The sequence below is a fragment of the Streptomyces altiplanensis genome, from assembly GCF_053591575.1.
Genome location: NZ_JBSFUB010000040.1, coordinates 16,939 through 40,274 on the forward strand (window position 1 = coordinate 16,939; position 23,336 = coordinate 40,274).

At 73.0% G+C, this 23,336-nt stretch carries 14 protein-coding genes; 10 read left to right on the plus strand and 4 right to left on the minus strand.

Annotated elements, in window-relative coordinates; genetic code table 11:
• Positions 1-70 precede the first annotated feature (70 nt).
• The gene (locus tag ACWD0Y_RS18980; protein ID WP_450261482.1) at positions 71-1,522 is read left to right on the plus strand and encodes an FG-GAP repeat protein; all 1,452 of its coding nucleotides are present in this window, start codon (positions 71-73) and stop codon (positions 1,520-1,522) included.
• A 72-nt stretch (positions 1,523-1,594) separates the two neighbouring features.
• Here ACWD0Y_RS18980 and ACWD0Y_RS18985 read toward each other — a convergent pair whose 3' ends face one another.
• Positions 1,595-2,857, minus strand: coding sequence for a nucleotide sugar dehydrogenase (locus ACWD0Y_RS18985; protein WP_450261483.1), 1,263 nt, complete (start codon positions 2,855-2,857; stop codon positions 1,595-1,597).
• A 231-nt stretch (positions 2,858-3,088) separates the two neighbouring features.
• Between ACWD0Y_RS18985 and ACWD0Y_RS18990 the strand changes: the two genes are divergently transcribed.
• The 6 genes from ACWD0Y_RS18990 to ACWD0Y_RS19015 all read left to right on the plus strand — a co-directional run bounded on the left by ACWD0Y_RS18990 (position 3,089) and on the right by ACWD0Y_RS19015 (position 15,106).
• Positions 3,089-4,798 (plus strand): glycerol-3-phosphate dehydrogenase/oxidase, encoded by a 1,710-nt coding sequence (locus tag ACWD0Y_RS18990; protein WP_450261484.1) that lies wholly within the window; start codon positions 3,089-3,091, stop codon positions 4,796-4,798.
• 234 nt (positions 4,799-5,032) lie between these two features.
• Complete coding sequence (locus ACWD0Y_RS18995; protein ID WP_450261485.1) at positions 5,033-6,952, plus strand: serine/threonine-protein kinase; 1,920 nt, start codon at positions 5,033-5,035, stop codon at positions 6,950-6,952.
• 150 nt (positions 6,953-7,102) lie between these two features.
• A complete protein-coding gene (locus ACWD0Y_RS19000) occupies positions 7,103-9,670 on the plus strand; it encodes a protein kinase (protein ID WP_450261486.1) in 2,568 nt (855 codons plus the stop codon).
• Between the two features lie 125 nt (positions 9,671-9,795).
• Positions 9,796-11,412 carry a serine/threonine-protein kinase gene (locus tag ACWD0Y_RS19005; RefSeq protein ID WP_450261487.1) on the plus strand — a complete coding sequence of 539 codons (1,617 nt, stop codon included), beginning with the start codon at positions 9,796-9,798 and terminating at the stop codon, positions 11,410-11,412.
• A gap of 222 nt (positions 11,413-11,634) precedes the next feature.
• On the plus strand, positions 11,635-13,251 hold the full coding sequence (locus ACWD0Y_RS19010; RefSeq protein ID WP_450261488.1) for a succinic semialdehyde dehydrogenase: 1,617 nt from the start codon (positions 11,635-11,637) through the stop codon (positions 13,249-13,251).
• Between the two features lie 28 nt (positions 13,252-13,279).
• Complete coding sequence (locus ACWD0Y_RS19015) at positions 13,280-15,106, plus strand: GMC oxidoreductase (protein WP_450261489.1); 1,827 nt, start codon at positions 13,280-13,282, stop codon at positions 15,104-15,106.
• Between the two features lie 137 nt (positions 15,107-15,243).
• Here the strand turns inward: ACWD0Y_RS19015 and ACWD0Y_RS19020 are convergent, their stop codons facing one another.
• Together ACWD0Y_RS19020 and ACWD0Y_RS19025 are read right to left on the minus strand one after the other, a co-directional pair.
• Entirely contained in the window at positions 15,244-16,488 is a 1,245-nt protein-coding gene (locus ACWD0Y_RS19020) for an LAETG motif-containing sortase-dependent surface protein (RefSeq protein ID WP_450261490.1), read from the minus strand.
• 759 nt (positions 16,489-17,247) lie between these two features.
• Complete coding sequence (locus ACWD0Y_RS19025; RefSeq protein WP_450261491.1) at positions 17,248-17,559, minus strand: chorismate mutase; 312 nt, start codon at positions 17,557-17,559, stop codon at positions 17,248-17,250.
• A gap of 322 nt (positions 17,560-17,881) precedes the next feature.
• On the opposite strand from ACWD0Y_RS19025, the gene guaA reads away from it, so the two are divergent.
• The 3 genes from guaA (at position 17,882) to ACWD0Y_RS19040 (ending at position 21,737) form a co-directional block, all read left to right on the plus strand.
• Complete coding sequence (guaA, locus tag ACWD0Y_RS19030) at positions 17,882-19,465, plus strand: glutamine-hydrolyzing GMP synthase (protein WP_093799492.1); 1,584 nt, start codon at positions 17,882-17,884, stop codon at positions 19,463-19,465.
• Between the two features lie 328 nt (positions 19,466-19,793).
• Entirely contained in the window at positions 19,794-21,050 is a 1,257-nt protein-coding gene (locus tag ACWD0Y_RS19035; RefSeq protein ID WP_450261510.1) for a hypothetical protein, read from the plus strand.
• A gap of 153 nt (positions 21,051-21,203) precedes the next feature.
• Positions 21,204-21,737, plus strand: coding sequence for a DoxX family protein (locus ACWD0Y_RS19040; protein ID WP_450261492.1), 534 nt, complete (start codon positions 21,204-21,206; stop codon positions 21,735-21,737).
• A 231-nt stretch (positions 21,738-21,968) separates the two neighbouring features.
• Here ACWD0Y_RS19040 and ACWD0Y_RS19045 read toward each other — a convergent pair whose 3' ends face one another.
• Positions 21,969-23,297 carry a PspC domain-containing protein gene (locus tag ACWD0Y_RS19045; RefSeq protein WP_450261493.1) on the minus strand — a complete coding sequence of 443 codons (1,329 nt, stop codon included), beginning with the start codon at positions 23,295-23,297 and terminating at the stop codon, positions 21,969-21,971.
• Between the last annotated feature and the right edge of the window lie 39 nt (positions 23,298-23,336).

The following is a 23,336-nucleotide window of genomic DNA, read 5'->3' on the forward strand; positions in this document are numbered from 1 at the left end:
CCGGAGAGCGTGTGCTTTGATCTTCGCGCGGCCGGTCCGGCTGCCCGAAGATCGACCTGGGGGTTGTGTCTTGCGCAAGCTTTTCCTGGTGACCGCCGGCATGTGCGCGGCCACTGTTCTGAGCTTCACCGGCATCGCCCCGGCCACGGCCGTGGAGCCGCAGCCGCAACCGCAGCCGGCGGACCGTACGACCGCGGACTTCAACGGGGACGGCTACCCCGACCTCGCGATCAGCGCGGAATCCGCCACCGTCGCCGGCCTGAAGAAGGCCGGCGGCATCTCCGTCGTGTACGGATCGGCCACCGGTCCGGAGCTCGGCACCGCCGCCTTTCTCACCCAGGCCACGCCCGGCGTCCCCGGCGAGCCGGCCGCGGACCGCAGGTGGGGCTACCTCGGGGGCCACGGTGACGTGGACGGGGACGGCTACGACGACCTGATCGTCCGCGACGGCTCCGGCGTCCTCGTCTTCTGGGGCGGCGCGCAGGGCGTCACCGCACCGGCCACCACGGTGACGACCGGCTCCGGGGACCCCGCGACCGCGCCCCGGCTGTTCAACTCCAGCACCGGAGTCGGCGACGTCACGGGCGACGGCGTCGCGGACATCGTCGCGCCGGCGGCCGTCGGCGAGCACCCCGGCACGAAGTACGGCATGGTCGTCGTGCGCGGCCCGGTCAGCCGTTCCACGGGCAGGCCGTCGGCCGTGCGGTTCCGCGACACCCCGGCCGAGGACGGCCACAGCGTCAGCCACGTCCACGTCGGTGACATGACCGGCGACGGCGTCCGGGACGTCGTCGCCCACGGCACCGCCACCGGCGGCATGTCCCGGACCGAGGGCTCCGTCCTCAGGGGCACGGCCTCCGGCCTCGTCCGGGGCGGCGCGGTCACCTCCGGCTGGAACGGCTCCTTCGGCGACCTGAACAAGGACGGCTACCAGGACTTCGTCGGCGGCGGCCCCGACCGGAGCGCCGACGCGCCCGGGGGCAGGATCTTCGTCACGTACGGCGGCCCGGAGGGCGTCGGCACGACGCTGCCCGGCCGGACGTACACGCAGAAGAGCACGGGCGTCCCCGGGGTGGACGAGGAGAAGGACCGCTGGGGCTCGGACGTGTCCGTGGCCGACACCGACCAGGACGGTTACGCCGACATCGTCGTCGGCGCCGAGTGGGAGACCGGCAGCGACGCGGCCGTCACGGCCAGTGGGGCGATCACCGTCCTGCGCGGCAGCGCCACCGGAGTCACCACCGCGGGTGCGAAGTCCTTCACGCAGAACTCGGCGGGGATTCCCAGCGCGTCGGAGACCGCCGACCACTTCGGATCGGCGGTCCGCGTCATCGACACCGACCGGGACGGCAAGCCCGAGGTCTACGTCGGCGGCAATGGCGAGGACGGCTTCAAGGGCCGGGTCTGGAAGCTGAAGACGGACACCTCGGGCCTCACCGGCGCCGGCGCCACCAGCTTCAGCCTGGCCGGCCTCGGCGGCCCCGCCGGCGGCGCCAACTTCGGGTTCCACTTCAGCGGCTGACCGGCTGACCGGCTGACCGGTTCTCCGGCCGGCCGCCCCCGCGCGGCCTCGCGGGCCACCGCCTCCCCTGCGTCAGAGGCGGTGGCTCGCGCCCGTCGGGGTCGCGCCCCGGGTGTCGAGGAGGAGCTGGGCCTTCACCGCGAGGGCCTGGAGGTCGTACGTGCGGTGGTTCTGCAGGAGCACGGTCAGGTCGGCGTTGGCGGCGGCCTCGTAGAGGGAGTCGGCGCGGGGGACCGGGACGTCCCGGACGCGCCAGTGGGGGACGTGCGGGTCGTGGTAGCCGACCTGGGCGCCCAGGTCCATCAGGCGGGTGGCGATCTCCTGGGCGGGGGCGCCCTGCTGGTCGGCCAGATCCGGTTTGTAGGTGACGCCGAGGAGCAGGACGCGGGCGCCGCGGGCGGACTTGCCGTGCTCGTTGAGGAGCGTGGCGCAGCGCTGGATGACGTACTGCGGCATGCGGTCGTTGATCTCCTGCGCGAGGCCGACCATGCGCAGCGGGTGGCCCGGGGTGGTGCTGCTGTGCGGGATGTAGTTCGGGTCGACGGGAACGCCGTGGCCGCCGACGCCGGGGCCCGGGCGGAACGACTGGAAGCCGAAGGGCTTGGTCTCGGCGCAGCGGATGACGTCCCAGAGGTCGACGCCGAGGTCGTGGCAGAGCACGGCCATCTCGTTGACCAGCGCGATGTTCACGTGCCGGTAGTTGGTCTCGAGTACGCCGACGGTCTCGGCCTCGCGCGGGCCCCGAGCCCGGACCACCTTGTCGGTCAGGCGCCCGTAGAAGGCGGCGGCCGATTCGGTGCAGGCGGGGGTGAGGCCGCCGATGACCTGCGGGGTGCCCGCGAAGGTGTGGAGCCGGTTGCCGGGATCCACCCGACTGGGGGAGTACGCGAGGTGGAAGTCGCGGCCCGCGCGCAGCCCGGATCCCTCTTCGAGGAGGGGACGGAGGAATTCTTCCGTGGTGCCGGGGTACGCGGCGGATTCGAGCAGCACCGTGGTGTGCGGGCGCAGCTGCGCCGCCAGGATCCTGGCGGCTTCGCCGACGGCGCTGAGGTCGAGCGTACGGTCGGCGCCGAGTGGAGTGGGGGCGCAGATGACCGCGGTACGGACCCGGCCGAGCTCGGCCGGCGCCCTGACGGTACGGAAACCCCCGGCCAGCATGCGGCGCAGGTCGGCGGCGGTGAGGGAGCCGTCGCCCGGGGTGCGTCCCGCGGTGAGGTCCGCGAGGAGGTGCGGGTCGGTGTCGTAGCCGAGGGTGTCGATGCCGGAGGCGACCGCGGCCTGGGCGAGGGGCAGGCCGAGATGGCCGAGTCCGATGACGGCGAGATCTGCGGGCATGGCGGTGGGCCGTCCTTCCCAATAGCCGGAGGGGAGGCAACGCGCAAACCCTGGGGACAGTTCGGGCGAGCGCAATGTCAGACTAGGCGTAAATATGACCGTTATGCGGCATTGTGTGCGGCCGGGGCGCGGGAGTGTTGTCCACAGGCGGTGGCTGAATGCGGGCCCTGCGGACAGAATCGAGGGGGCGGGGATGTGATCCCGACCACCCGACGACTACGGGAGGCAGCGGTGAGGACAGCGACACTGGGGCCCGCCGAGCGCGCCGAGGCGCTCGCGGCGATGGCCGAGCGTGAACTGGACGTGCTGGTCGTGGGCGCCGGAGTGGTCGGTGCGGGAACGGCCCTCGACGCCGTCACGCGCGGGCTGGCGACCGGCCTGGTCGAGGCGCGGGACTGGGCCTCGGGCACGTCGAGCCGGTCGAGCAAGCTGATCCACGGCGGGCTGCGCTATCTGGAGATGCTCGACTTCGCCCTCGTGCGGGAGGCGCTGAAGGAGCGCGGGCTGCTCCTCGAACGGCTGGCGCCGCATCTGGTCAAGCCGGTGCCGTTCCTCTATCCGCTCCAGCACAAGGGGTGGGAGCGGTGGTACGCCGGGTCGGGCGTGGCGCTGTACGACGCGATGTCGGTGTCGTCCGGGCACGGGCGCGGACTGCCGATGCACCGTCACCTGACGCGCGGGCGCGCGCTGCGGGTCGCGCCCGCGCTGAAGAAGGACGCACTGGTCGGCGCGTTGCAGTACTACGACGCCCAGATGGACGACGCGCGTTACGTGACGACGCTGGTGCGCACGGCGTCGCAGTACGGCGCCCAGGTCGCCAACCGGGCCCGGGTGACCGGCTTCCTGCGGGAGGGCGAACGGGTCGTCGGGGCGCGGGTGCAGGATGTCGAGGGCGGCGGGGAGTACGAGGTCCGGGCCCGGCAGGTCGTCAACGCGACCGGCGTGTGGACGGACGACACCCAGGCGCTGATCGGCGAGCGCGGGCAGTTCCACGTACGGGCGTCCAAGGGCATCCACCTGGTGGTGCCGAAGGACCGGATCCACTCGTCGACCGGGCTGATCCTGCGGACCGAGAAGTCGGTGCTGTTCGTCATCCCGTGGGGGCGCCACTGGATCGTGGGGACGACCGACACGGACTGGAGCCTGGACAAGACGCATCCGGCGGCGTCCAGCGCGGACATCGACTACCTGCTGGAGCATGTGAACGCGGTGCTGGCGGTGCCGCTGACCCGTGACGACGTCCAGGGCGTGTACGCCGGCCTGCGGCCGCTGCTGGCCGGGGAGTCGGACGCCACCAGCAAGCTCTCGCGCGAGCACACGGTGGCGCACCCGGTGCCGGGGCTCGTCGTGGTCGCGGGCGGCAAGTACACGACGTACCGCGTGATGGCGAAGGACGCCGTGGACGAGGTGGTGCACGCCCTCGACCAGCGGGTCGCCGCGTGCGTGACGGAGGACGTGCCGCTCGTCGGGGCCGAGGGGTACCGGGCGCTGTGGAACGCGCGGGCGCGGACAGCGGCGCGCGCGGGGCTCCACGTGGCGCGCGTGGAGCACCTGTTGAACCGTTACGGCTCGCTCACCGAGGAACTGCTGGACCTGATCGCCCGCGACCCGTCGCTGGCCGAACCGCTGAGCGCGGCGGACGACTACCTGCGGGCGGAGGTGGTCTACGCCGCCTCGCACGAGGGCGCGCGCCACCTCGACGACGTACTGACCCGGCGCACGCGCATCTCCATCGAGACCTTCGACCGGGGAACGCGCAGCGCGCGCGAGTGCGCGGAGCTGATGGCGCCGGTGCTCGGGTGGGACAAGGAGCAGATCGAGAAGGAGGTCGCGCACTACGAGAAGCGGGTCGAGGCGGAGCGGGAGTCGCAGCGCCAGCCGGACGACCTGACGGCGGACGCGGCGCGGCTGGGGGCGCCGGACATCGTGCCGTTGCAGTGATCCGGCCACGGGCGGGGAACCCGGCTCCGGTGCGGGGAGATTCGGTGCAGCTGCCCTGCCACCGCTGTGAACTGGGAGGGGTCCCTTTTGTCGGTGCCGCGGAGAGAGGCCGACGACCCGGGACCACGATCGGTCGCGCAGTGAGGGACAATGATTGCTCTGCCAGGGCGGGTTACTGCATCACCCTGGAACGCAGCCATCGCGGGCGAAGATCAGGGATCGCAGAGGGGACGCATGTCGGAGGCGGAGCAGTCCAAGGACACCAAGGGGCGTCTTCTCGCCGGGCGGTACCGGCTCGGAGAGGTGCTCGGCCGGGGCGGCATGGGCACGGTCTGGCGCGCCGTCGACGAGACGCTGGGCCGCACCGTCGCCGTGAAGGAACTGCGCTTCCCCACGAGCATCGACGACGAGGAGAAGCGCCGGCTCATCACGCGCACGCTGCGTGAGGCGAAGGCGATCGCCAGGATCCGCAACAGCGGCGCCGTGACCGTCTACGACGTGGTCGACGAGGACGACCGGCCGTGGATCGTCATGGAGCTGATCGAGGGCAAGTCGCTCGCCGAAGCCGTGCGCGAGGACGGGGTGCTGACGCCGCGTCGCGCCGCCGAGGTGGGCCTCGCCATTCTCGACGTCCTGCGCGCCGCGCACCGCGAGGGCATCCTGCACCGCGATGTGAAGCCGTCCAACGTGCTGATCTCCGAGGACGGCCGGGTCGTGCTGACCGACTTCGGTATCGCCCAGGTCGAGGGCGACCCGTCGATCACCTCGACCGGCATGCTGGTGGGCGCCCCTTCGTACATCTCGCCGGAGCGGGCCCGTGGCCACAAGCCGGGCCCGGCCGCCGACCTGTGGTCGCTGGGCGGTCTGCTGTACGCGTCGGTGGAGGGCACCCCGCCGTACGACAAGGGGTCCGCGATCGCGACCCTCACGGCCGTGATGACCGAGCCGCTCGACCCGCCCAAGAACGCGGGACCGCTGGCAGAGGTGATCTACGGCCTGCTGGCCAAGGACCCCGGCCAGCGGCTCGACGAGGCGGGCGCGCGGGCGCTCCTCAACGATGTGCTCAGCCTGCCCGACAAGCCGGCCGAGCCCGAGCCGTCGCCGGAGGCGACGCGGGTGGTGGCACTGCCGCCCGTGCCCGAGGACGGGCTCGGCGCGGTGCGGCCGCCCAGGAACGACGAGGCGACGGACGCCGGCGAGCGGGTGCGGGGCGCGCTGAAGTCCGTACGCAACGCGGCGGCGGCCCAGTCCGCCAAGCAGAAGCAGACCGCGCAGACCCGGACCGGGGAGGCGCGGCAGTCGCAGTCCGTGCCGGGTCCGAGGCCGCCGGAGCGGGCTTCGCTGACGGATGTCGTACCGCGGCGCACGCTGGTCCTCGTGGCGGTGGTCGCGGCGCTCGCCGTGATCGGTACCGTGCTCGCCGTCGCACTGAACAGTGGCCCCGACGACAGCACGCAGGGCAAGTCCAAGGACGGGACGTCCGCTTCGAGCGGCGCCACGGCCGGCGACGACGCCAAGGACGGCGAAAGCACGGGCACGGGCACGGAAACGGACGGCGGGAAGGGCAAGGGGCAGGGCCAGACCCCGAGCGACGGCCAGAGCCGGTCCGAGGACTCCGGCAAGGACGCGGGCAAGGGCGACGACAGCCAGGACCCGGGCGAGTCCGGGACGGACGGTCCGTCGAAGGACGGCGCGCTGCCCGACGGGTACGTGAAGGTCGGCGACGACCGGTTCCACTTCACCATGGCGATGCCCGAGGGATTCCGGCGGAACGGCATAGCGGGCACGAACTCCGGCGGCATCTACAACAAGGACGGCGGATACCCGCGCGTCCAGGTCGACTTCACCGACAGCCCCAAGGACGACGCGCGCGCGGCCTGGGCCGCGGCCCGGCTCGGGGTCGCCGCGACCAGCAACAACTACAAGCACTTCGGGATAAGGCCCGTCGACTACAACGGATATCCCACCACCGCCGACTGGGAGTTCGAGCGCGACGTGCGGGGCATGCGGGTGCATGTCCTGAACCGTGGCTTCAAGGTGGACGCGAGGCACGGGTACTCGATCATGGTCAGCTGCAAGGCGAGCGAGTGGAACGGCGACGAGTGCCGGACGCTGCGCGAGACCGCGTTCGACACGTTCGCACCGAAGGACTGACGGACTGAACCGCCGGGTTGCCCGGACCCGGCCGCGCGGCCGGTCCCAGCCACGTATCGTGAGAGCTCGTGGACTGACCGTACGCGACCGGAATTGACGACTTGATGCGGTCAGACTGGCCGGGGGAACAGCGCGCTCTGGGGAGGCGTCGTGGACGACTACGCGGGACGGGTACTTGCCGACCGCTACCGCCTTCCGTTGCCGCCTTCCGACGCGTACGAACTGGTCGAGACCAGGGCCTTCGACACCTACAGCGGTCAGGAAGTCCTGGTCCGCCAGGTGCCGTTGCCCGAGGTCGTGGACGCGGAGTTCCTGGACGGCGAGGGCGGCGGCGGGGCGGCGCAGCGGCATGCCGCCGGGCGCGCGACGCGGCGGCCGGCCGACCCCGCCGTGCGGCGGGCCGTCGAGGCGGCGCAGGCCGCCGCGCAGATCCCCGACCATCCCAGACTCGACCAGGTCTTCGACGTCTTCGCCGAGGACGGCTCGCTCTGGATCGTGAGCGAGCTGGTGGCGGCGCGGCCGCTTGCGGCGCTGCTCGCCGAGAGGCCCCTGAATCCCTACCGGGCCGCGGAGATCGCCTCCGACGTGCTGACCGCGCTGCGGGTGCTGCACGCGCACGGCTGGACCCACCGGAACATCACCGTCCGCACGGTGCTCGTCTGCGACGACGGCCGCATCGTCCTGACCGGCCTCGCGGCCGGCGCGGCGGAGGAGGCGCTCTGCGGGTACGCCCCCGTGCCGGTGCCGGCGGAGCCGGTGGCGGACGCGGAGGAGAGCGACGGCGGTTGGGGCGACGCCGGCCCTTCGGAGCAGGGGGCGGCCGGAGGCGGCCGTGGGGCGGAGGTCACGCCGTACGGTCCCGGTCCGGGCGCCGCGCCCGGCTCTTCCCACGACCCCGACGCGCGCACCGCGCTGCCGGCCGGAGGGGGGAACGCCGCCGCCGAGGTCCGCGCCGCCCGCGCCGGGGCGATAGCGGCGTACCGCGCGGGAGCCCGTGCGGCGGCCCGGGTCACCGAGGAGCAGCACCCGGGCGGCGGCGCGCGCCCGCTCCCGGCGCAGCGCGCGATGCCGCGCCCGGCCGGGGGTTCGCGGGCGATCAGCCCGTACGTCGACCCTGACCCCGGTCCCATGTCCGGGCCCGCGCCCGCCGGGCGCCCGGAGCCGGGCGGCGACCGGCACGGTGCGGCCCCCGGTGCCGGAACAGGCGACGCCCTGCGCGCCGACGGCCTGCGACGCGCCCATGCACAGAGTCCCGCGCAGGGCCAGGGCCAGGGCCAGAGCCAGGCGCAGGGTCATGCGCAGGGCCGGGCCCAGGAAGAAGCCCGCAGCTGGGACGAGTTCGTGGCGGGCGGGCAGGCCCCCGCGTACCGCGGGCCCGCCACCCCGCTCGCCGCCGAGCGCGCCCGGCAGGCGCGGATCGCCGTCGTCGGCGCCGTCACCGAGCGCTGGGCCCCCGAACAGGCCGGTTCCGTCCACGAGAACTGGCAGCTCGCCCCGCCCATCGGCCCCTCGACCGACCTCTGGGCCCTGGGCGCGCTCCTCTTCCGTACCGTGCAGGGCCACGCCCCGTACCCGGAGGAGAGCGCCATAGAGCTGGTCCAGCTCGTCTGCGCCGAGCCGCCCGCCTTCGCCGAGGAGTGCGGCCCCCTGCGGCCCGTCGTCGAATCGCTGCTGCGTCAGGACCCCACGGAGCGCCCCGACTTCGAGGAGGTGCGCGGCTGGCTCCGCTCGCTCGTACGGTCCGCCCCCGAGCCGGATGCCGGTGCGAACGTCGTGCCGCTGCCGTCCGTCGACGCCACGCGGCTTCCGATCGTGCGCCGCCGCGGTGAGCTCGTACGCCGGCGCCGCGGCGGGGCGGCCGACGCGCACGGACGCCACCGGCACAAGAAGACCAGGGCCGGGGGCAAGGGGGAGCCGAGAGAGCCGCGGCCTCCCCGGGAGCCGCGGATCAAGGAGCCGCGGATCCAGAAGAAGCAGCGCGGCGGCCCCCGTTCGCTCGGGCGTACGCTCCTGCTCCTGATCCTCCTCGGCCTGGCCGCCGCGCTCGTCTACGCCATGGTCTTCATGCCGAAGGCCGGTGAACAGGACCGGGGCCAGGGCGCCCCCGAGAACGCGGGGGACGGCAGGAGCACCGCCGCTCCCGGCTCCTCCGGCACCACCGCGCCCGCGCCGCCTGAGAAGGAGGCACCGGAGAAGACCCCCCGGAAAACCCCGGAGGCGTCCGGTGCCCAGCAGCCGCAGACCTCCGCCCCGGCCGCCGACGTCGCCGAGGGGTACGGGATCCGCAAGGATCCCGAAGGTTTCCAGACAGCCGTCGACAAGGACTGGGAGCGGCGGCCGATCAACGACGCCGGGCAGGTCCGTTACCGCGGCGGCGCATTCGAGCTGCTGATCGTCCCCGGCCGGGACTCCGTCGAGGAGCAGGGCAGCGACCCGATGGACTACCAGCTCAGGAAGGAGCGGGAGCTCCAGCCCGTCAGGGACTCCTCCTGGTCCACGCAGAACGGGCTGCGCCGCATCGACGTGGGCGGACGGGCCATGGCGGAGGGCCAGTTCACCTGGCAGGACAGCAGCGGGCGCGACGTGTACGTCCGCAACCTCGCGATGATCGTCGGCGACCGGTACCACGTCGTCCAGGTGATCGGCCCCGAGGCGCAGCGCGACGAGATCACCGAGATATACGAACAGGCTACGAACGCCTACCGGGTGACGGGCTGAGCGACCCTCCCGGAGGCCGTGCCACGCGCCCGGCGACCGATCACATTGGGACACGTGAGAGGTACGAGGTTCCATGGCCGTCTTCCGCTTCGTAATCTGGCAGCCGTAGACGCGGGGCAGGAAACGTGGACCACTCACACCGCATGACCGGCGAGGCCGTGGGCGGAAGCCGCCTGGTCGCCGGGCGTTATCGCATCGGTGACCGGCTGGGCAGCGGCGGCATGGGCACCGTCTGGCAGGCGACGGACGAACTGCTCGACCGGCAGGTCGCCGTCAAGGAACTCCACTTCGGCGGCGACGAACCCGGCTCGACCGCCGCCGACGCGCAGATGCGCCGCGAGCGGGCGCTGCGGGAGGCCAGGACCGTGGCCCAGCTGGTCCACCCGCACGTGATCGTCGTGCACGACATCGTCGAGGACCCCGGCACCGGGCTGTCGTACATCATCATGGAGCTGATCGACGGCGATTCGCTCGCGGACCGCATCGCGGCCGAAGGGCCCGTCGACCCCCGCGAGGCCGCGAGGATCGGCCTCGCGCTGGTCAGGGCGTTGCGCATGGCCCACGAGCGCGGCGTACTGCACCGTGACCTCAAGCCCGCCAACGTCCTGCTGGAAGCGGACAGCGGCCGCGTCGTCCTCACCGACTTCGGGGTCGCGCGGCTCTCCGGCGGTACGACGATCACCAACGCCGGGTCCTTCGTCGGCTCTCCCGAGTACACCGCGCCCGAGCGGATGGAGGGCGTCGGCGCCGGCCCGGCCTCCGACATGTGGTCGCTCGGCGTGCTGCTGTGCACGGCGGTGAGCGGCGAGTCGCCGTTCCACCGCGACTCGCTGGGCGGGGTGCTGTGCGCGGTCATGCACGACCCGATCCAGGTGCCCGTGGCCGCGGGCCCGCTGCTCCCCGTCGTACGGCGCCTGCTGGAGCGCGACCCGGAGCGCAGGCTCGGCGCGGCCGAGACGGAGCGGCTGCTGCTCGCCTTCCTCGCCACCGGTGCGTCTCCCGAGGCGCCTTATTCGGCCACGCAGCCGAACATTCCCCTCGCCCCGGGGGCGGCGCCGCGGCCCCGGGCCGGCGGTGTCCGGGGCGCGCTCGTCGCGGGCGCCCTCGTGGTCGTGACGGCGGGGGCGGGCGCGGGGACCGCGGCGCTGTTCCTCGACGGCGGCGACGACGGCGGTGACGGCCGCGGCGGCAACGGGCGTACGGACACCGCGCCCACCCGTACGGTCACCTCGACCGTGTCCGGCGGCGGAGACGGCGGGGGGCCGCCCGGACGCTCCGGCACGGGCGCCACCGCCCGCACGCCCCCGGCCGGCTACCGCAAGGTGACCGACCCCGCGGGTTTCACGCTCGCCGTCCCCGAGGGCTACCACCGCTCGGCCGACGACGACCGGGTCTCCTACATGTCGCCGGACAAGAGCGTCAGGATCGGCGTACGCCAGCAGATCCCCGCAGCGGGCGGCCCGCTCGGCGCGATGCGGCTGGCGCACGCGAACGGTCCGCGCACCCACCCCGGATACCGCGAGGGCAAGGTCACCCGGACGACCCACAACGGATGGCCCGCGGCGCTCTGGGAGTTCAAGGCGGACGGGTTCGGGGCGGGCGACGAGGACCGGCACACGTACGAGATCTCCTGGGAGGAGGGCAGCCTGATGTACGACGTGAGGGTCTCCGCGCCGGTCGGCCGGCAGGACGAGGCGAAGCGGCACTTCGACACCGCCCTCGACTCGTTCGCCCGCGGCTAGCCCGCGAGCCGGGAACACGAGCCGAAAGCACGAGCCGAAAGCACGAGCCGAAAGCACGAGCCGAAAGCACGGGCCGAAAGCACGGGCCGGAAACACGGACCAGGAACACAAGCCCTGATCAGGGGTTATGTGCCAGTGAATGCTGGCACGGTGGTGAGGGGCTGGTGAAAAGGCGTTACCGGTGGGTACCAAAAGACTCCCGGGAGGCTTACTCTCGCCCTCATGACGGACACGCAGGCCCCCGCGGCCGCCCTCGGTACGAACCCCCGCGCCGCCGCCCCCGCCGAGGCGCGCACCGCGGCCGATGTGGTCACTCCCGAGGTGGTCGCCCAGCTCACGCGTGACGTGGTCGGTTCCGGCCGTACCGCCAACCACACCCCCTTCACCGGGGAGAAGCTGGCCGACCTGCCCGGGTCCACCCCCGAGGACGTCGCCACCGCCTTCGCGCGGGCACGCGCCGCCCAGCCCGTCTGGGCCGCCATACCCGTCCGGCGGCGCGCCGCGGTCCTGCTCCGCTTCCACGACCTCGTCCTGGAGCGCCAGGCCGAGGTCCTCGACCTCATCCAGCTGGAGACCGGCAAGGCCCGTCTGCACGCGCACGAGGAGGTCCAGGCCGTCGCGATAGCCGCCCGCCACTACGGGCGCAAGGCCGCCTCCTACCTCAGGCCCAGGCGGCGCACCGGAGCCGTCCCGACCCTGACCAAGGTCACCGAGCTGCGCCAGCCGCGCGGAGTGGTCGGCCAGATCGCCCCCTGGAACTACCCGCTCGAACTGTCGGTCGGCGACGCGCTGCCCGCCTTCGTCTCCGGCAACGCCGTCGTGATGAAGCCCGACACCGAGACCGCGCTGACCGCCCTGTGGGCCCGCGACCTCCTCGTCGAGGCCGGTCTGCCCGCCGGGGTCTTCCAGGTGGTCCTCGGCGAAGGCCCGGTCGTCGGCCCCGAGATCGTCAAGCACGCCGACTACGTCTCCTTCACCGGCTCCACCCGCACCGGCCGCGAGGTCGCCCGGGGCGCCGCCGACCGCCTCATCGGTGTGTCCCTCGAACTCGGCGGCAAGAACGCCATGCTGGTCCTCGCCGACGCCGACGTCGAGAAGGCCGCGGCGGGCGCGGTCCGCGCCTGCTTCTCCTCCGCCGGACAGCTGTGCGTCTCCATCGAGCGGCTGTACGTCCACGAGTCGGTCGCCGACGACTTCGTGGCCCGGTTCGCCGCCCGTACGAAGGCGATGCGCCTCGGCACGTCCCTCGCGTACGGCGCCGACATGGGATCGCTCGTCGGCGAGCGCCAGCTGGAGAACGTGAAGCGGCACGTCGAGGAGGCCGTCGCCAAGGGCGCCACGCTCGTCGCGGGCGGCGTCGCCCGCCCCGACATCGGCCCGCTCTTCTACGAGCCGACCATCCTCGAAGGCGTCGAGGCGCCGATGGCGGTGTGCGCCGAGGAGACCTTCGGCCCGGTCGTCTCCGTCTACCGCTTCACCGACGAGGACGAGGTCGTCGAGCAGGCCAACGCCACGCCGTACGGCCTCAATTCGAGCGTCTGGACCAAGGACGGCAAGCGCGGCCACGCGATCGCCGCCCGGCTGCGCACCGGCACGGTCAACATCAACGAGGGCTACGCCCCGGCGTACGGCAGCGTCCAGGCGCCGATGGGCGGCATGAAGGAATCGGGCCTCGGCCGCCGCCACGGCTCCGAGGGCATCCTCAAGTACACCGAGGTCCAGACCGTCGCCCACCAGCGGCTGATGCCGATGGCCCCGTCCTTCGGCATGGACGACGAGAAGTACGCGGCGTTCATGAGCACCAGCCTGAAGGCGCTCAAGACCCTGCGTTTCCGCTGATCCCAGGCTTTTCCAACGAGGAGCGCCCATGTCACAGGAGAGCTCTGCCCGCAGCCGGGAGGCCGAGGCGGATTCCGCGTACGACTACGACGTCATCGTCGTCGGATCCGGCTTCGGCGGGTCCGTCTCCGCGCTGCGCCTGACGGAGAAGGGGTACCGGGTCGGCGTCCTGGAAGCGGGGCGCCGCTTCACCCGCGAGACCCTGCCCAAGACCTCCTGGGACATCAGGAACTACCTGTGGGCGCCCGCGCTCGGCCTCTTCGGCATCCAGCGCGTGCACCTCCTCGGAAACGTCATGGTCCTGGCCGGCGCGGGCGTGGGGGGCGGCTCCCTCAACTACGCCAACACGCTGTACGTGCCCCCCGCCCCCTTCTTCCAGGACCGGCAGTGGGCGGACATCACCGACTGGCAGGACGAACTGGCGCCGTACTACGACCAGGCCAGGCGCATGCTCGGGGTGCGCATGAACCCGACCATGACGCCGTCCGACGTACACCTGAAGGCCGCCGCCGAGGCCATGGGGGTGGGGAACAGCTTCCACCTGGCACCGGTCGGTGTCTTCTACGGCGACGGCAAGGACGCCGGCGGTGAGACGAAGGCCGCGCCCGGCACGGAGGTCCCCGACCCCTACTTCGGCGGCGCGGGCCCGTCCCGCAGGGCCTGCACCGAGTGCGGCGCGTGCATGACCGGCTGCCGGCTCGGCGCGAAGAACACCCTCAACGAGAACTACCTCCACCTCGCCGAGAAGGCCGGCGCGGTCGTCCACCCGATGACCTCCGTCATCGGCCTCGCCGAGCACCCGGACGGCGGCTACCGCGTCGCCACAGTCCCCACCGACGCCCGCCGCAGGGCCGCGCCCCGCACCCTGCGCGCCCGCCAGGTCGTCGTGGCCGCCGGGACGTACGGCACGCAGACCCTCCTGCACGCCATGAAGGACCGCGGCGAACTCCCCCGCATCTCCTCGAAGCTCGGCGAGCTGACCCGCACCAACTCCGAGGCCCTCGTCGGCGCCCAGACCACCGACCGCCGCTACCGCAGGAAGCACGGCGCGAAGAACGGCGTGAGGAGGGCCGACTTCACGCGGGGCGTCGCCATCACGTCCTCGATCCACCCCAACGCCAGCACCCACATCGAGCCCGTCCGCTACGGCCGGGGCTCCAACGCGATGGGCGCGATGTCCATCATCCAGGTGCCGTACGCCGAGAAACTCCCCCGCGTGCTCGGCTGGCTCGGCCACGCCGCCAGGCACCCGCTGCTGACCGCCCGTTCGCTCTCCAACCACCGCTGGTCGGAGAAGACCATCATCGGCCTCGTCATGCAGTCCCTGGACAACTCCCTGACGACGTACCGCAAACCGCGCGGCATCGGAAAGGGCCTGCTCACCGCCCGCCAGGGGCACGGTGCGCCCAACCCGAAGCAGATACCCGAGGCGGCGCGCGCCGCCTCGGTCCTCGCCGAGGAGATCAACGGCTTCGCCGGCAGCAACATAGGCGAGCTGATCGGCACACCGCTGACCGCGCACTTCCTCGGCGGCTGCCCGATCGGCGCCTCCCCCGAGCAGGGCGTCATCGACCCGTACCACCGGCTGTACGGGCACCCGGGCATCTCGGTCGTGGACGGCGCCGCGGTCTCCGCCAACCTGGGCGTCAACCCGTCGCTGACGATCACCGCGCAGGCGGAGCGGGCCATGTCGTACTGGCCCAACAAGGGCGAGCCGGACGTGCGCCCGGCGCAGGGCGCGGCGTACGAGCGCCTCGCCGCGGTCGCGCCGAAGGCGCCGGCGGTGCCGGAGGACGCCTTCGGCGCGCTGAAGCTGCCGTTCCTCGGCATACCGGCGGTCCCGCCCAAGAGCTGAGCGGGCGCCGGGCGGACAGCGGAGCGAGCGCTGAGCGGACAGGCAGAAGGGGCTGCACCCCCCTCCGAGTGCAGCCCCTCCTGCCGGCTCTCCACCGGTGTGTCACACCGGTTCGTTCAGGCCGTGCGCGGGCCGTGTCAGGCCTCGGAACCGGCCTTGCGGCGGCGTACGACGAACATCGCGCCGACGCCGAGCGCGACGGCCGCGCCACCCGCGAGGGCGAACATCGGCATCGTGGACGAGGAACCGGTCTCGGCGAGGCTGCCGGTCACCGGGATCTCCTTGGCGCCGCCCTGCGGCTCCTTGGGGCTGACCACGGGCTTCTCGACGGGCGGCTCGACCGGCTTGGGCTTGCCCGGGTTCTCGTTGTCGGCGCCCGGCGCGAGGACGCTGAACTCCCAGTAGCCGAGCGCGGATCGGTAGCACTCCTCGTCGGAGTCGAGGTACGCGCCGAGGCCGAGGGCGAAGCTGTCGCCGGACGGAGCCTTCGCGTCGATGTTCACGCGCAGCTGGATGTCGACGACGTCCTTCGCGCCGAGCTCCGTCCTGCCCATGAACTCCTCGTCCTCGATGGACTTCCAGGTCTTGGTGCCCTGGTCGAGGTACTGGAGTTGCAGGTGGTTGCTCAGCCAGTCGTTCTCGTTGCCGCTCTCCGAGTAGTTGTCCACGAAGGCGATCCAGCGGACCTCGCCGAGCGCCTCGTCCGTGGTGTTGGAGGCGGTCATCCTGAAGTTGTGCCAGCCGCTGCCCGCGACGATCTTGCCGGGCAGGCCGTTGATGTCCAGCCGGAGGGCGGACGCGGCGTCGATCAGGTCGCCGTCCTCGTCGATGACCGGCTCGCAGGCCTCGAACTCTTCCTCCGGGTCCGTCGCCGGGTCCTCGTCGGGCTTGGGGCCCGGCTCGTCCTCGGGGTCGGTCCCGTCGGCCGGGTCCTCCTCCGCGTCCGGGTCGGTGGCCGGGTCGGTCCCGTCGGCCGGGTCCTCCTCGCCCTCCGGGTCGGTGGCCGGGTCGGTGTCACCGGCCGGGTCCTCGTCCGCGCCCGGGTCGGTGGCGGGGTCGGTGGCCGGGTCGGTGTCACCGGCCGGGTCCTTCCCGGTCTCGTCCTCGGTGTCGGTCACCGGGTCCGTGGCCGGGCCGGGCTCCGGGTTCTCGGCGTCGTCCGGGTCGGGCTCGCCGGCCGGGTCGGACTCCGGAGTCTCGGTGTCGGTCTGGTCGGAGCCGGCCGTCCCGTCCGGGTCGGTCGCCTGGCCCGGGTCGGTCGTCTCGGTCTGCGTGGTGGTCGCGGGGTCCCCATCGGCGTACGCGGCCGGCGCAGCCAGGAAAGCGGCAGGAGCTATGACGGCCGTCGCGGCCGCAAGGGCCATGGCGCGGCGAAGCTTCATGTAGACCTCAGAAAGTCTGGCGTACCGCGTGGCGGCGGCACGAGATGTGAGGGCCGCCGTGGATGTGGGGTGCACGGGTGGCCGTTGGTTCGCATGGATGACCTGTGGAAGGCGTAAAGGGTTGCCCGGAATCGCACGGGTTCTTCATGTGACGTGCGCCACACCTGCCGTCTGCCGCCTGCCGGTGCGGGGCGAAGGGCCCTGTGGACCGGAGTCCGCAGGGCCCGGGCCGTCAGCACCGACGTCAGGGCAGCGTCGGTGCTGAGGAGCGGCGCCGGGGGTACGCCGCTGGCTCGTGCGATGGAGCGGGGGTGCGGGAGCGGGTGGTGCGCCGGCGGTCTGCCCGGCGCGCGACGGGCGCGCACCGATGGTGTGGACCAATGGCGGCAGCCGCTCGGGGTGCGGGGCCGCCTTTGCATCGTGGGGGATCGGCCGCGGCGCGCGCAACAGTTTCGACGACATCCCGGGACCGGGCCGCGGGACACGGCCGGCCGGTTCCGGGCGTCCCCGGAACCGGCCGCCTTGGGTGACCGGACCGCTGTCCCCTGCCGACCGGTCACGCACGCCGGGACGAGGTCCCACGGCGCACATGCGGTGCGCCGCACGCCCCGGCGGGGCCACGCGTGGTTCTTTCCTGCACGCCCGCCCCTGGCTGGCACGGACACCGGGACCAACGAAGCCCTGCGTGGCCCGGTCACGCGCCGTACGGGTGAGGACGTGCCCGAACTCAGATGCGGCCCCGCTCAGATGCCGCCCCGCTCAGATGCGGCCCCGGCACAGTTCCAGCATCGTCATCGCGAGCGCGGTGCCGGGCTTTCCGAGGGCGTCCCTGTAGTGGGCGAGGATCTCCATCTCGCGGGAGAGGTTCACACGGCGCCCGCCCGAGGTGATGCGGGCCTCCTGGATGACGGCCGACACGGCCATCCGTTCCTGGATCAGACCGATGATCCTGTCGTCGAGGGAGTCGATGCGCTCCCGGGCGTCGCCGATGAGGTCCGCGGCCTCGTCGGTGCGGGCGCCGGTCTTCTCCGTGGCGGTGGCGGTGGCGGTGGCGGCGGTGCTGGTGCTCATGTCCGTATCTCCTGAACCGGGAAGGGAAGGGGGTACGGCGTCCTGGACGGCGACCGGGTCCGGAAACGACAGAGCGCCCCGGGCCTTGTCGGCCCGGGGCGCCTGTGAAGTCGCTTGTCAGTAGCTCAAGCAGCTCGACCATGGCACCGGTCGGACCGGGTGCCATAGGTAAAGAGGAAGCTCAGCTGCTGGTGCATGAGGCCAGTATGGCCTGCCGCCGGCGGACGGCCAACGCCGGGTTCGGATGGTGAGACAAGGGGAATGTCTCGCCCCCGGTAGAATTGACCGTCCCGACACCCTTCACCGCCGGAAGGCCGCCCTCGTGCCAGCAGTGCCCCCCGCCGCCCCCGACGCCGTCCTCGTTGTCGACTTCGGCGCGCAGTACGCCCAGCTCATCGCCCGCCGTGTCCGTGAGGCCCGGGTCTACAGCGAGATCGTCCCGAGCACCATGCCGGTGGCGGAGATGCTGGCCAAGAACCCCAAGGCGATCATCCTCTCCGGCGGCCCGTCCTCCGTGTACGCCGAGGGCGCCCCGACCATAGACCGCGAGATCTTCGAGGCGGGCGTCCCCGTCTTCGGCATGTGCTACGGCTTCCAGCTGATGGCCACGACGCTCGGCGGCACCGTCGACGACAACGGTGCGCGCGAGTACGGGCGCACCCCTCTGGCCGTCACCAAGACCGGCTCCACGCTCTTCGAGGGCACCCCTGCCGAGCAGTCGGTGTGGATGTCGCACGGTGACGCCTGCTCGGTCGCGCCCGAGGGCTTCAGCGTCACCGCGTCCACGGACGTCGTGCCGGTCGCCGCCTTCGAGAACGACGAGAAGAAGCTGTACGGCGTGCAGTACCACCCCGAGGTGATGCACTCCACGCACGGCCAGCAGGTCCTGGAGCACTTCCTCTACCGGGGCGCGGGCATCGACCCCGACTGGACCACGCACAACGTCGTCGAGGAGCAGATCGCCGCGATCCGCGCGCAGGTCGGCACCAAGCGTGCCATCTGCGGCCTGTCCGGCGGCGTGGACTCCGCGGTCGCGGCGGCGCTCGTGCAGAAGGCCATCGGTGACCAGCTGACCTGCGTGTACGTCGACCACGGCCTGATGCGCAAGGGCGAGACCGAGCAGGTCGAGAAGGACTTCGTCGCCGCCACCGGCGTGCAGCTGAAGGTCGTCGACGCGCAGGAGCGCTTCCTGAACGCCCTCGCCGGGGTCTCCGACCCCGAGGAGAAGCGCAAGATCATCGGCCGTGAGTTCATCCGCGTCTTCGAGCAGGCCCAGGCGGAGATCGTCGCCGAGGCCGGCGCGGAGGGCGAGGACGTCGCGTTCCTCGTGCAGGGCACGCTCTACCCGGACGTGGTCGAGTCCGGCGGCGGCACCGGCACCGCGAACATCAAGTCCCACCACAACGTGGGCGGCCTCCCCGACGACATCGAGTTCGAGCTCGTCGAGCCGCTGCGCCAGCTGTTCAAGGACGAGGTCCGGATGGTCGGCCAGGAGCTCGGCCTCCCGGAGGAGATCGTCCAGCGCCAGCCCTTCCCCGGCCCCGGCCTCGGCATCCGCATCGTCGGCGAGGTCACCAAGGAGCGCCTGGACCTGCTGCGCGACGCCGACGCGATCGCCCGCGAGGAGCTGACGGCGGCCGGTCTGGACCGCGACATCTGGCAGTGCCCGGTCGTGCTGCTCGCGGACGTGCGGTCCGTGGGTGTCCAGGGCGACGGCCGGACGTACGGCCACCCGATCGTGCTGCGCCCGGTCTCGTCCGAGGACGCGATGACGGCGGACTGGACGCGGATGCCGTACGACGTACTGGCGAAGATCTCCACCCGCATCACCAACGAGGTCGCGGACGTGAACCGCGTGGTGCTCGACGTGACGAGCAAGCCGCCGGGCACGATCGAGTGGGAGTGACCCTCCCCGCTCAGTCAGGTCAACGCCGGCGCCGTCGCTCATTCGTCTGAGCGGCGGCGCCGTCGTATCCCGTGGGTACGCCCTCCGGGAGCAGGCCCCGGACCATCCGGACGCCATCCGGGAGACGGCGGTCAAGTCCGTCGTCGCAATCGGCCTCACCGCGATCGACCGCCGGCCCGGGACGGTCTGAGCGCGCACGGTCCGGGCCGGTGCCGGCCGCGGCGCGCGGGCCGTCCCGCGTACGGCACAATTCCCTTATCGCGGAAGGAAGTTCCCTCCGGCGGGTTGGTTCGAAAGGGCGGCATCCTCCGTGGCTGTGCAAGAGGCGATGCAGAACACGCACAGTGGCGGTGGCGGCGGTTGTACGTGCGGCGACTGCCCGCAGGGCGTACGTGAGGGGCACCGGCGCGCGGTGGCGGAATTCCTCGCCAAGCGGGACGGTCTGGCCGCGGGCCGGGGCCTGCCCGCCGCCGTCGCGCACTCCGCCGGCGCCTCGCGCCAGTGGGTGTCGGACGAGCTGACCCAGTCGGCCCGCGCGGTCGCCGAGCGCAGCCGCGAGGCGGGCGAGGCGTGGCTGCGGCGGGTGTGGCGCAGCACGCTGGCCGTGGTGTGGGGCGGGGTGCTCGTGCTCGTCCTCGCGCAGGCCTTCACCGCCATCGGCGCCGGGTGGACCACGGCCCGCACCGCGGGGCTCCTCGCCGCGCTCGTCACCGCCGCCCTGCTGACCGGCGCGGCGCACGTGCACCGGGCGCGCGGCGGGCTCCTCGCGCCCCTCATCGGTGAGGACAACCGGCTGTCGACCTCGCGCGCCGTCGCCGCGAGCTGGGTGCTGCTCGTCGTCTTCTCGGTGCTGGTGATCGCGATCCAGCTGGCCGGCGCCTCCGGCCACGCCGGCCGCGACGCGCTCATCGCCGGTCTCGAACTCGCCCGTGGCGTCGGCATGCTGACCGTCCTCGCGCTGACCTGCGCGATCGCCGTCGTCGTCCGTCATGTGGTGACCGTGCGCGTGCTCACCCAGCGCCTCCAGAAGGTACGGGCCGACCGGCCCCGCGCCGCCGACCTGCTCACCGACGACTCGGGCCGCGGCAGCTTCTCCGACATCCAGTACGTCCTGGTGAGCGCGGTCGCGGTGGTCTTCGCTGCGGTGCGTCTCGCCCGGCGGCCCGAGCAGCTGCCCGACCTGCCGTGGGGTCTGGCCCTGCTGGTGGCGGTCTCGGCGGTGACGTACTTCGCGGGCAAGTACGCGGAGGGCGGCCGCCCGGTGGTCCTGTCGGTCGTACGGGCGAGGGAGGCGGGCGACCTGGACGCGCCCATCCGTACCGGCGACGACATCGAGATCCGCGGCGCGGGCTTCGTGCCGCCGGGCGCGGGGGCCCCCGACCGGCTGGCCCGGATGGTCGTACGGATCGGAACGGTGCACGTCCACGTGCCGCTGATCCCGGTCACCGGCGGCTTCGCCAATCCGACCGACACGGTGCTGACCGTGCCCGTGCCGGTGGAGGTCGAGCCGGGCCGGGTCGAGGTGCAGGTGGTGACGGCGGCGGGCACGGAGACCGAGCCGGTGACGATCGACGTCACGGACTGAGCGGGAGCCGGCGGGGCACCGTGAGCGTGCCGGTGAGCGGCCGGCGGGCGGCCGTCTGAGCCCGATCCCCGCCGCACACGTATCCCTCTTCGCACAGGGCGGGAAGAATCGTGCCCGCGCCGCACGGGCGTTTCGGAGAGGCGGGACCAGACCATGACTCACGGCCATCGGACCGGCGGCGGCACGACCGGCACGGGGTGGGGCGACGGGCCGCGCGGGCGCGGGGGCCTGCGGGCGACGGCGAGCCGCTACGCGCTGCTGCCCCTGCGGATCTTCCTCGGCGTCACCTTCGTCTACGCCGGGCTCGACAAGCTGACGGACAGCCGGTTCATGTCGGCGGCCGGCACCGGGTCGATCGGCGACATGATGCGCGCCGTGCGCGACAGCTCGGCCGTCCCCGCCCTCGTCGACCTCGCCCTCAAGAACCCCGAGGGCTTCGGCCACACCATCGCCATCGGTGAACTCGCCGTCGGCGTCGCCACCTTGATCGGGCTGCTCGCACGGCTGGCCGCGCTGGGCGGGGCGCTGATCTCGCTGAGCCTGTGGCTGACCGTGAGCTGGCAGAGCGATCCGTACTACTACGGGAACGACCTGGTCTACCTCATGGCCTGGCTGCCGCTGGTGCTCGCGGGCGCCGCGTTCCTCTCCGTCGACGCCGCCCTGGCGGCGCGCCGGCGCACGCTGTAGGCCACCCAGCTCGCCGTGCCCGCGACCAGCAGTCCGAGGCAGAGCGCCGGGAGCCCCACGTAGGAGGGGACGTGCCACAGGCCGCCCGCGTCACCGGCGTACGCGACGGCCGTGCCCAGCAGGACGAGGCCGGTGATCAGCCTGCCGGGCCTGAACTCGTGCCGGAAACGGGACGGGCGGCGCCGGGGGCCGGCCTCTGTCCGCGTCCGCGTCCGCGTCTGAGTCTGCTTCTCACTTCGCCGCACGGGTCACCTCCACCTGTCCGACGCCGACTTCCAGCCGCAGTTCGAGCGTCCCGGCACCATCGCTGCCCCGCGGCGGCTCCAGCGTCTGCTGCCGGTCGTGGTCCGTCCGGACGCGGAGGCCCTGCCGGGTCTGCCCCGGCAGCCGGATGTCGCCGGCGCCCAGCTCCGTGCGGAGTTCCACCGTCGCGTCCTTCGGTACGACGACCCTGAGCAGCCCGGCGCCGACCTCCACCCGGGTGGCCACCGAGGAGTCCGCGGGGATGCGCACACCGCTGAGGTCGAGCGTGCCCACGCCCGATCCGAGCTGGTATCCCGGCCGCACGGCCGAGGCCGACGCGGGGGTCCAGTCCGTACGCATCCAGTCCGTGGAGATCTCCTTCGGCAGCGCGGCGGCCCCGGCCAGCAACAGCGCCGTGATCACGGCGAGGAAGACCGAGCCGGTGCTCGTACGCCCGCGGAAGGCGCTGACCGCGATGCCGAGCCCGAAGACACCGAGCGCGCAGGACAGACCGGTCTGGAGGCTCGTGCCGAGCGGCTGGGTGTCCCACGTCAGACCGGTGCCGAGCCCGGCCGCCAGCACGGCCAGCAGGAACACCCGGCCGCCGATGCCGCGCGGACCGCGCGTCGCCGGATCGCGCCGCTGCCGCGGGGGGCCGCCGGGGGCGCCGGCCGGGTCCAGGTCCGGCGCCGCGTCCGCGACCGCGTCCTCGGGCCCCCACAGATAGCCGCCGGCGACCGGGCCCGTGGTGCCGTCCTTGACGATGGGGTCCCGCCACCAGGAGGGCGCTCCGGGCACGGGCGGCGCCTGCGTCTCGGGCGGCGCGACCGCGGCCGCCTGCGCGGCCACCGGATCGAGCGGGCCGGTCCTGGGATCGGCGAGGCGGCGGCGCTGGGACCAGTAGCCGGCGCCGGCGAGGGCGATCGAGAGCATGACGGCGAAGCCGAGGACGGAGTTGTTGTTCAGCATCGAGAGGAAGAGGCCGCAGCCGGCGAGGGCGAAGAGCACGGCGATGAGGGTGGCGCCGTCGACCCGGCCCGTGAGCAGCCGGCGGGCCTCGTTCTCGTCCTCGCCGTCGAGGGGGACGACGAGCCACGCGAAGCCGTAGAAGATCAGGCCGATGCCGCCGGTGACGGTCAGGACGCCGAGACCGATCCGGAAGATCACCGGGTCGAGGTCGAAGTGCCGGCCGAGCCCGCCGCACACGCCGCCCACCAGCTTGTGCCGCCTGCTGCGGCGCAGCGGGGGCTGCGGCGTCTGCGGCAGCGGCTCCTCGGCGGCTCCCCGGGGAGCGGCGGCGTCGTACGGCTGTGTCATACGTCCATGGTGCGGGGCGCTCCGGTGCCGCGGCACCCG

What these genes read in the sequence shown, in the direction of transcription:
- ACWD0Y_RS19020 (WP_450261490.1), bottom strand. Translation starts at nt 16,488, where the DNA reads ATGAAGCTTCGCCGCGCCATGGCCCTTGCGGCCGCGACGGCCGTCATA.
- ACWD0Y_RS19010 (WP_450261488.1), top strand. Translation starts at nt 11,635, where the DNA reads ATGACGGACACGCAGGCCCCCGCGGCCGCCCTCGGTACGAACCCCCGC.
- ACWD0Y_RS19035 (WP_450261510.1), top strand. Translation starts at nt 19,794, where the DNA reads ATGCAGAACACGCACAGTGGCGGTGGCGGCGGTTGTACGTGCGGCGAC.
- ACWD0Y_RS18985 (WP_450261483.1), bottom strand. Translation starts at nt 2,857, where the DNA reads ATGCCCGCAGATCTCGCCGTCATCGGACTCGGCCATCTCGGCCTGCCC.
- ACWD0Y_RS19025 (WP_450261491.1), bottom strand. Translation starts at nt 17,559, where the DNA reads ATGAGCACCAGCACCGCCGCCACCGCCACCGCCACCGCCACGGAGAAG.
- ACWD0Y_RS19040 (WP_450261492.1), top strand. Translation starts at nt 21,204, where the DNA reads ATGACTCACGGCCATCGGACCGGCGGCGGCACGACCGGCACGGGGTGG.
- ACWD0Y_RS18995 (WP_450261485.1), top strand. Translation starts at nt 5,033, where the DNA reads ATGTCGGAGGCGGAGCAGTCCAAGGACACCAAGGGGCGTCTTCTCGCC.
- ACWD0Y_RS19015 (WP_450261489.1), top strand. Translation starts at nt 13,280, where the DNA reads ATGTCACAGGAGAGCTCTGCCCGCAGCCGGGAGGCCGAGGCGGATTCC.
- ACWD0Y_RS19045 (WP_450261493.1), bottom strand. Translation starts at nt 23,297, where the DNA reads ATGACACAGCCGTACGACGCCGCCGCTCCCCGGGGAGCCGCCGAGGAG.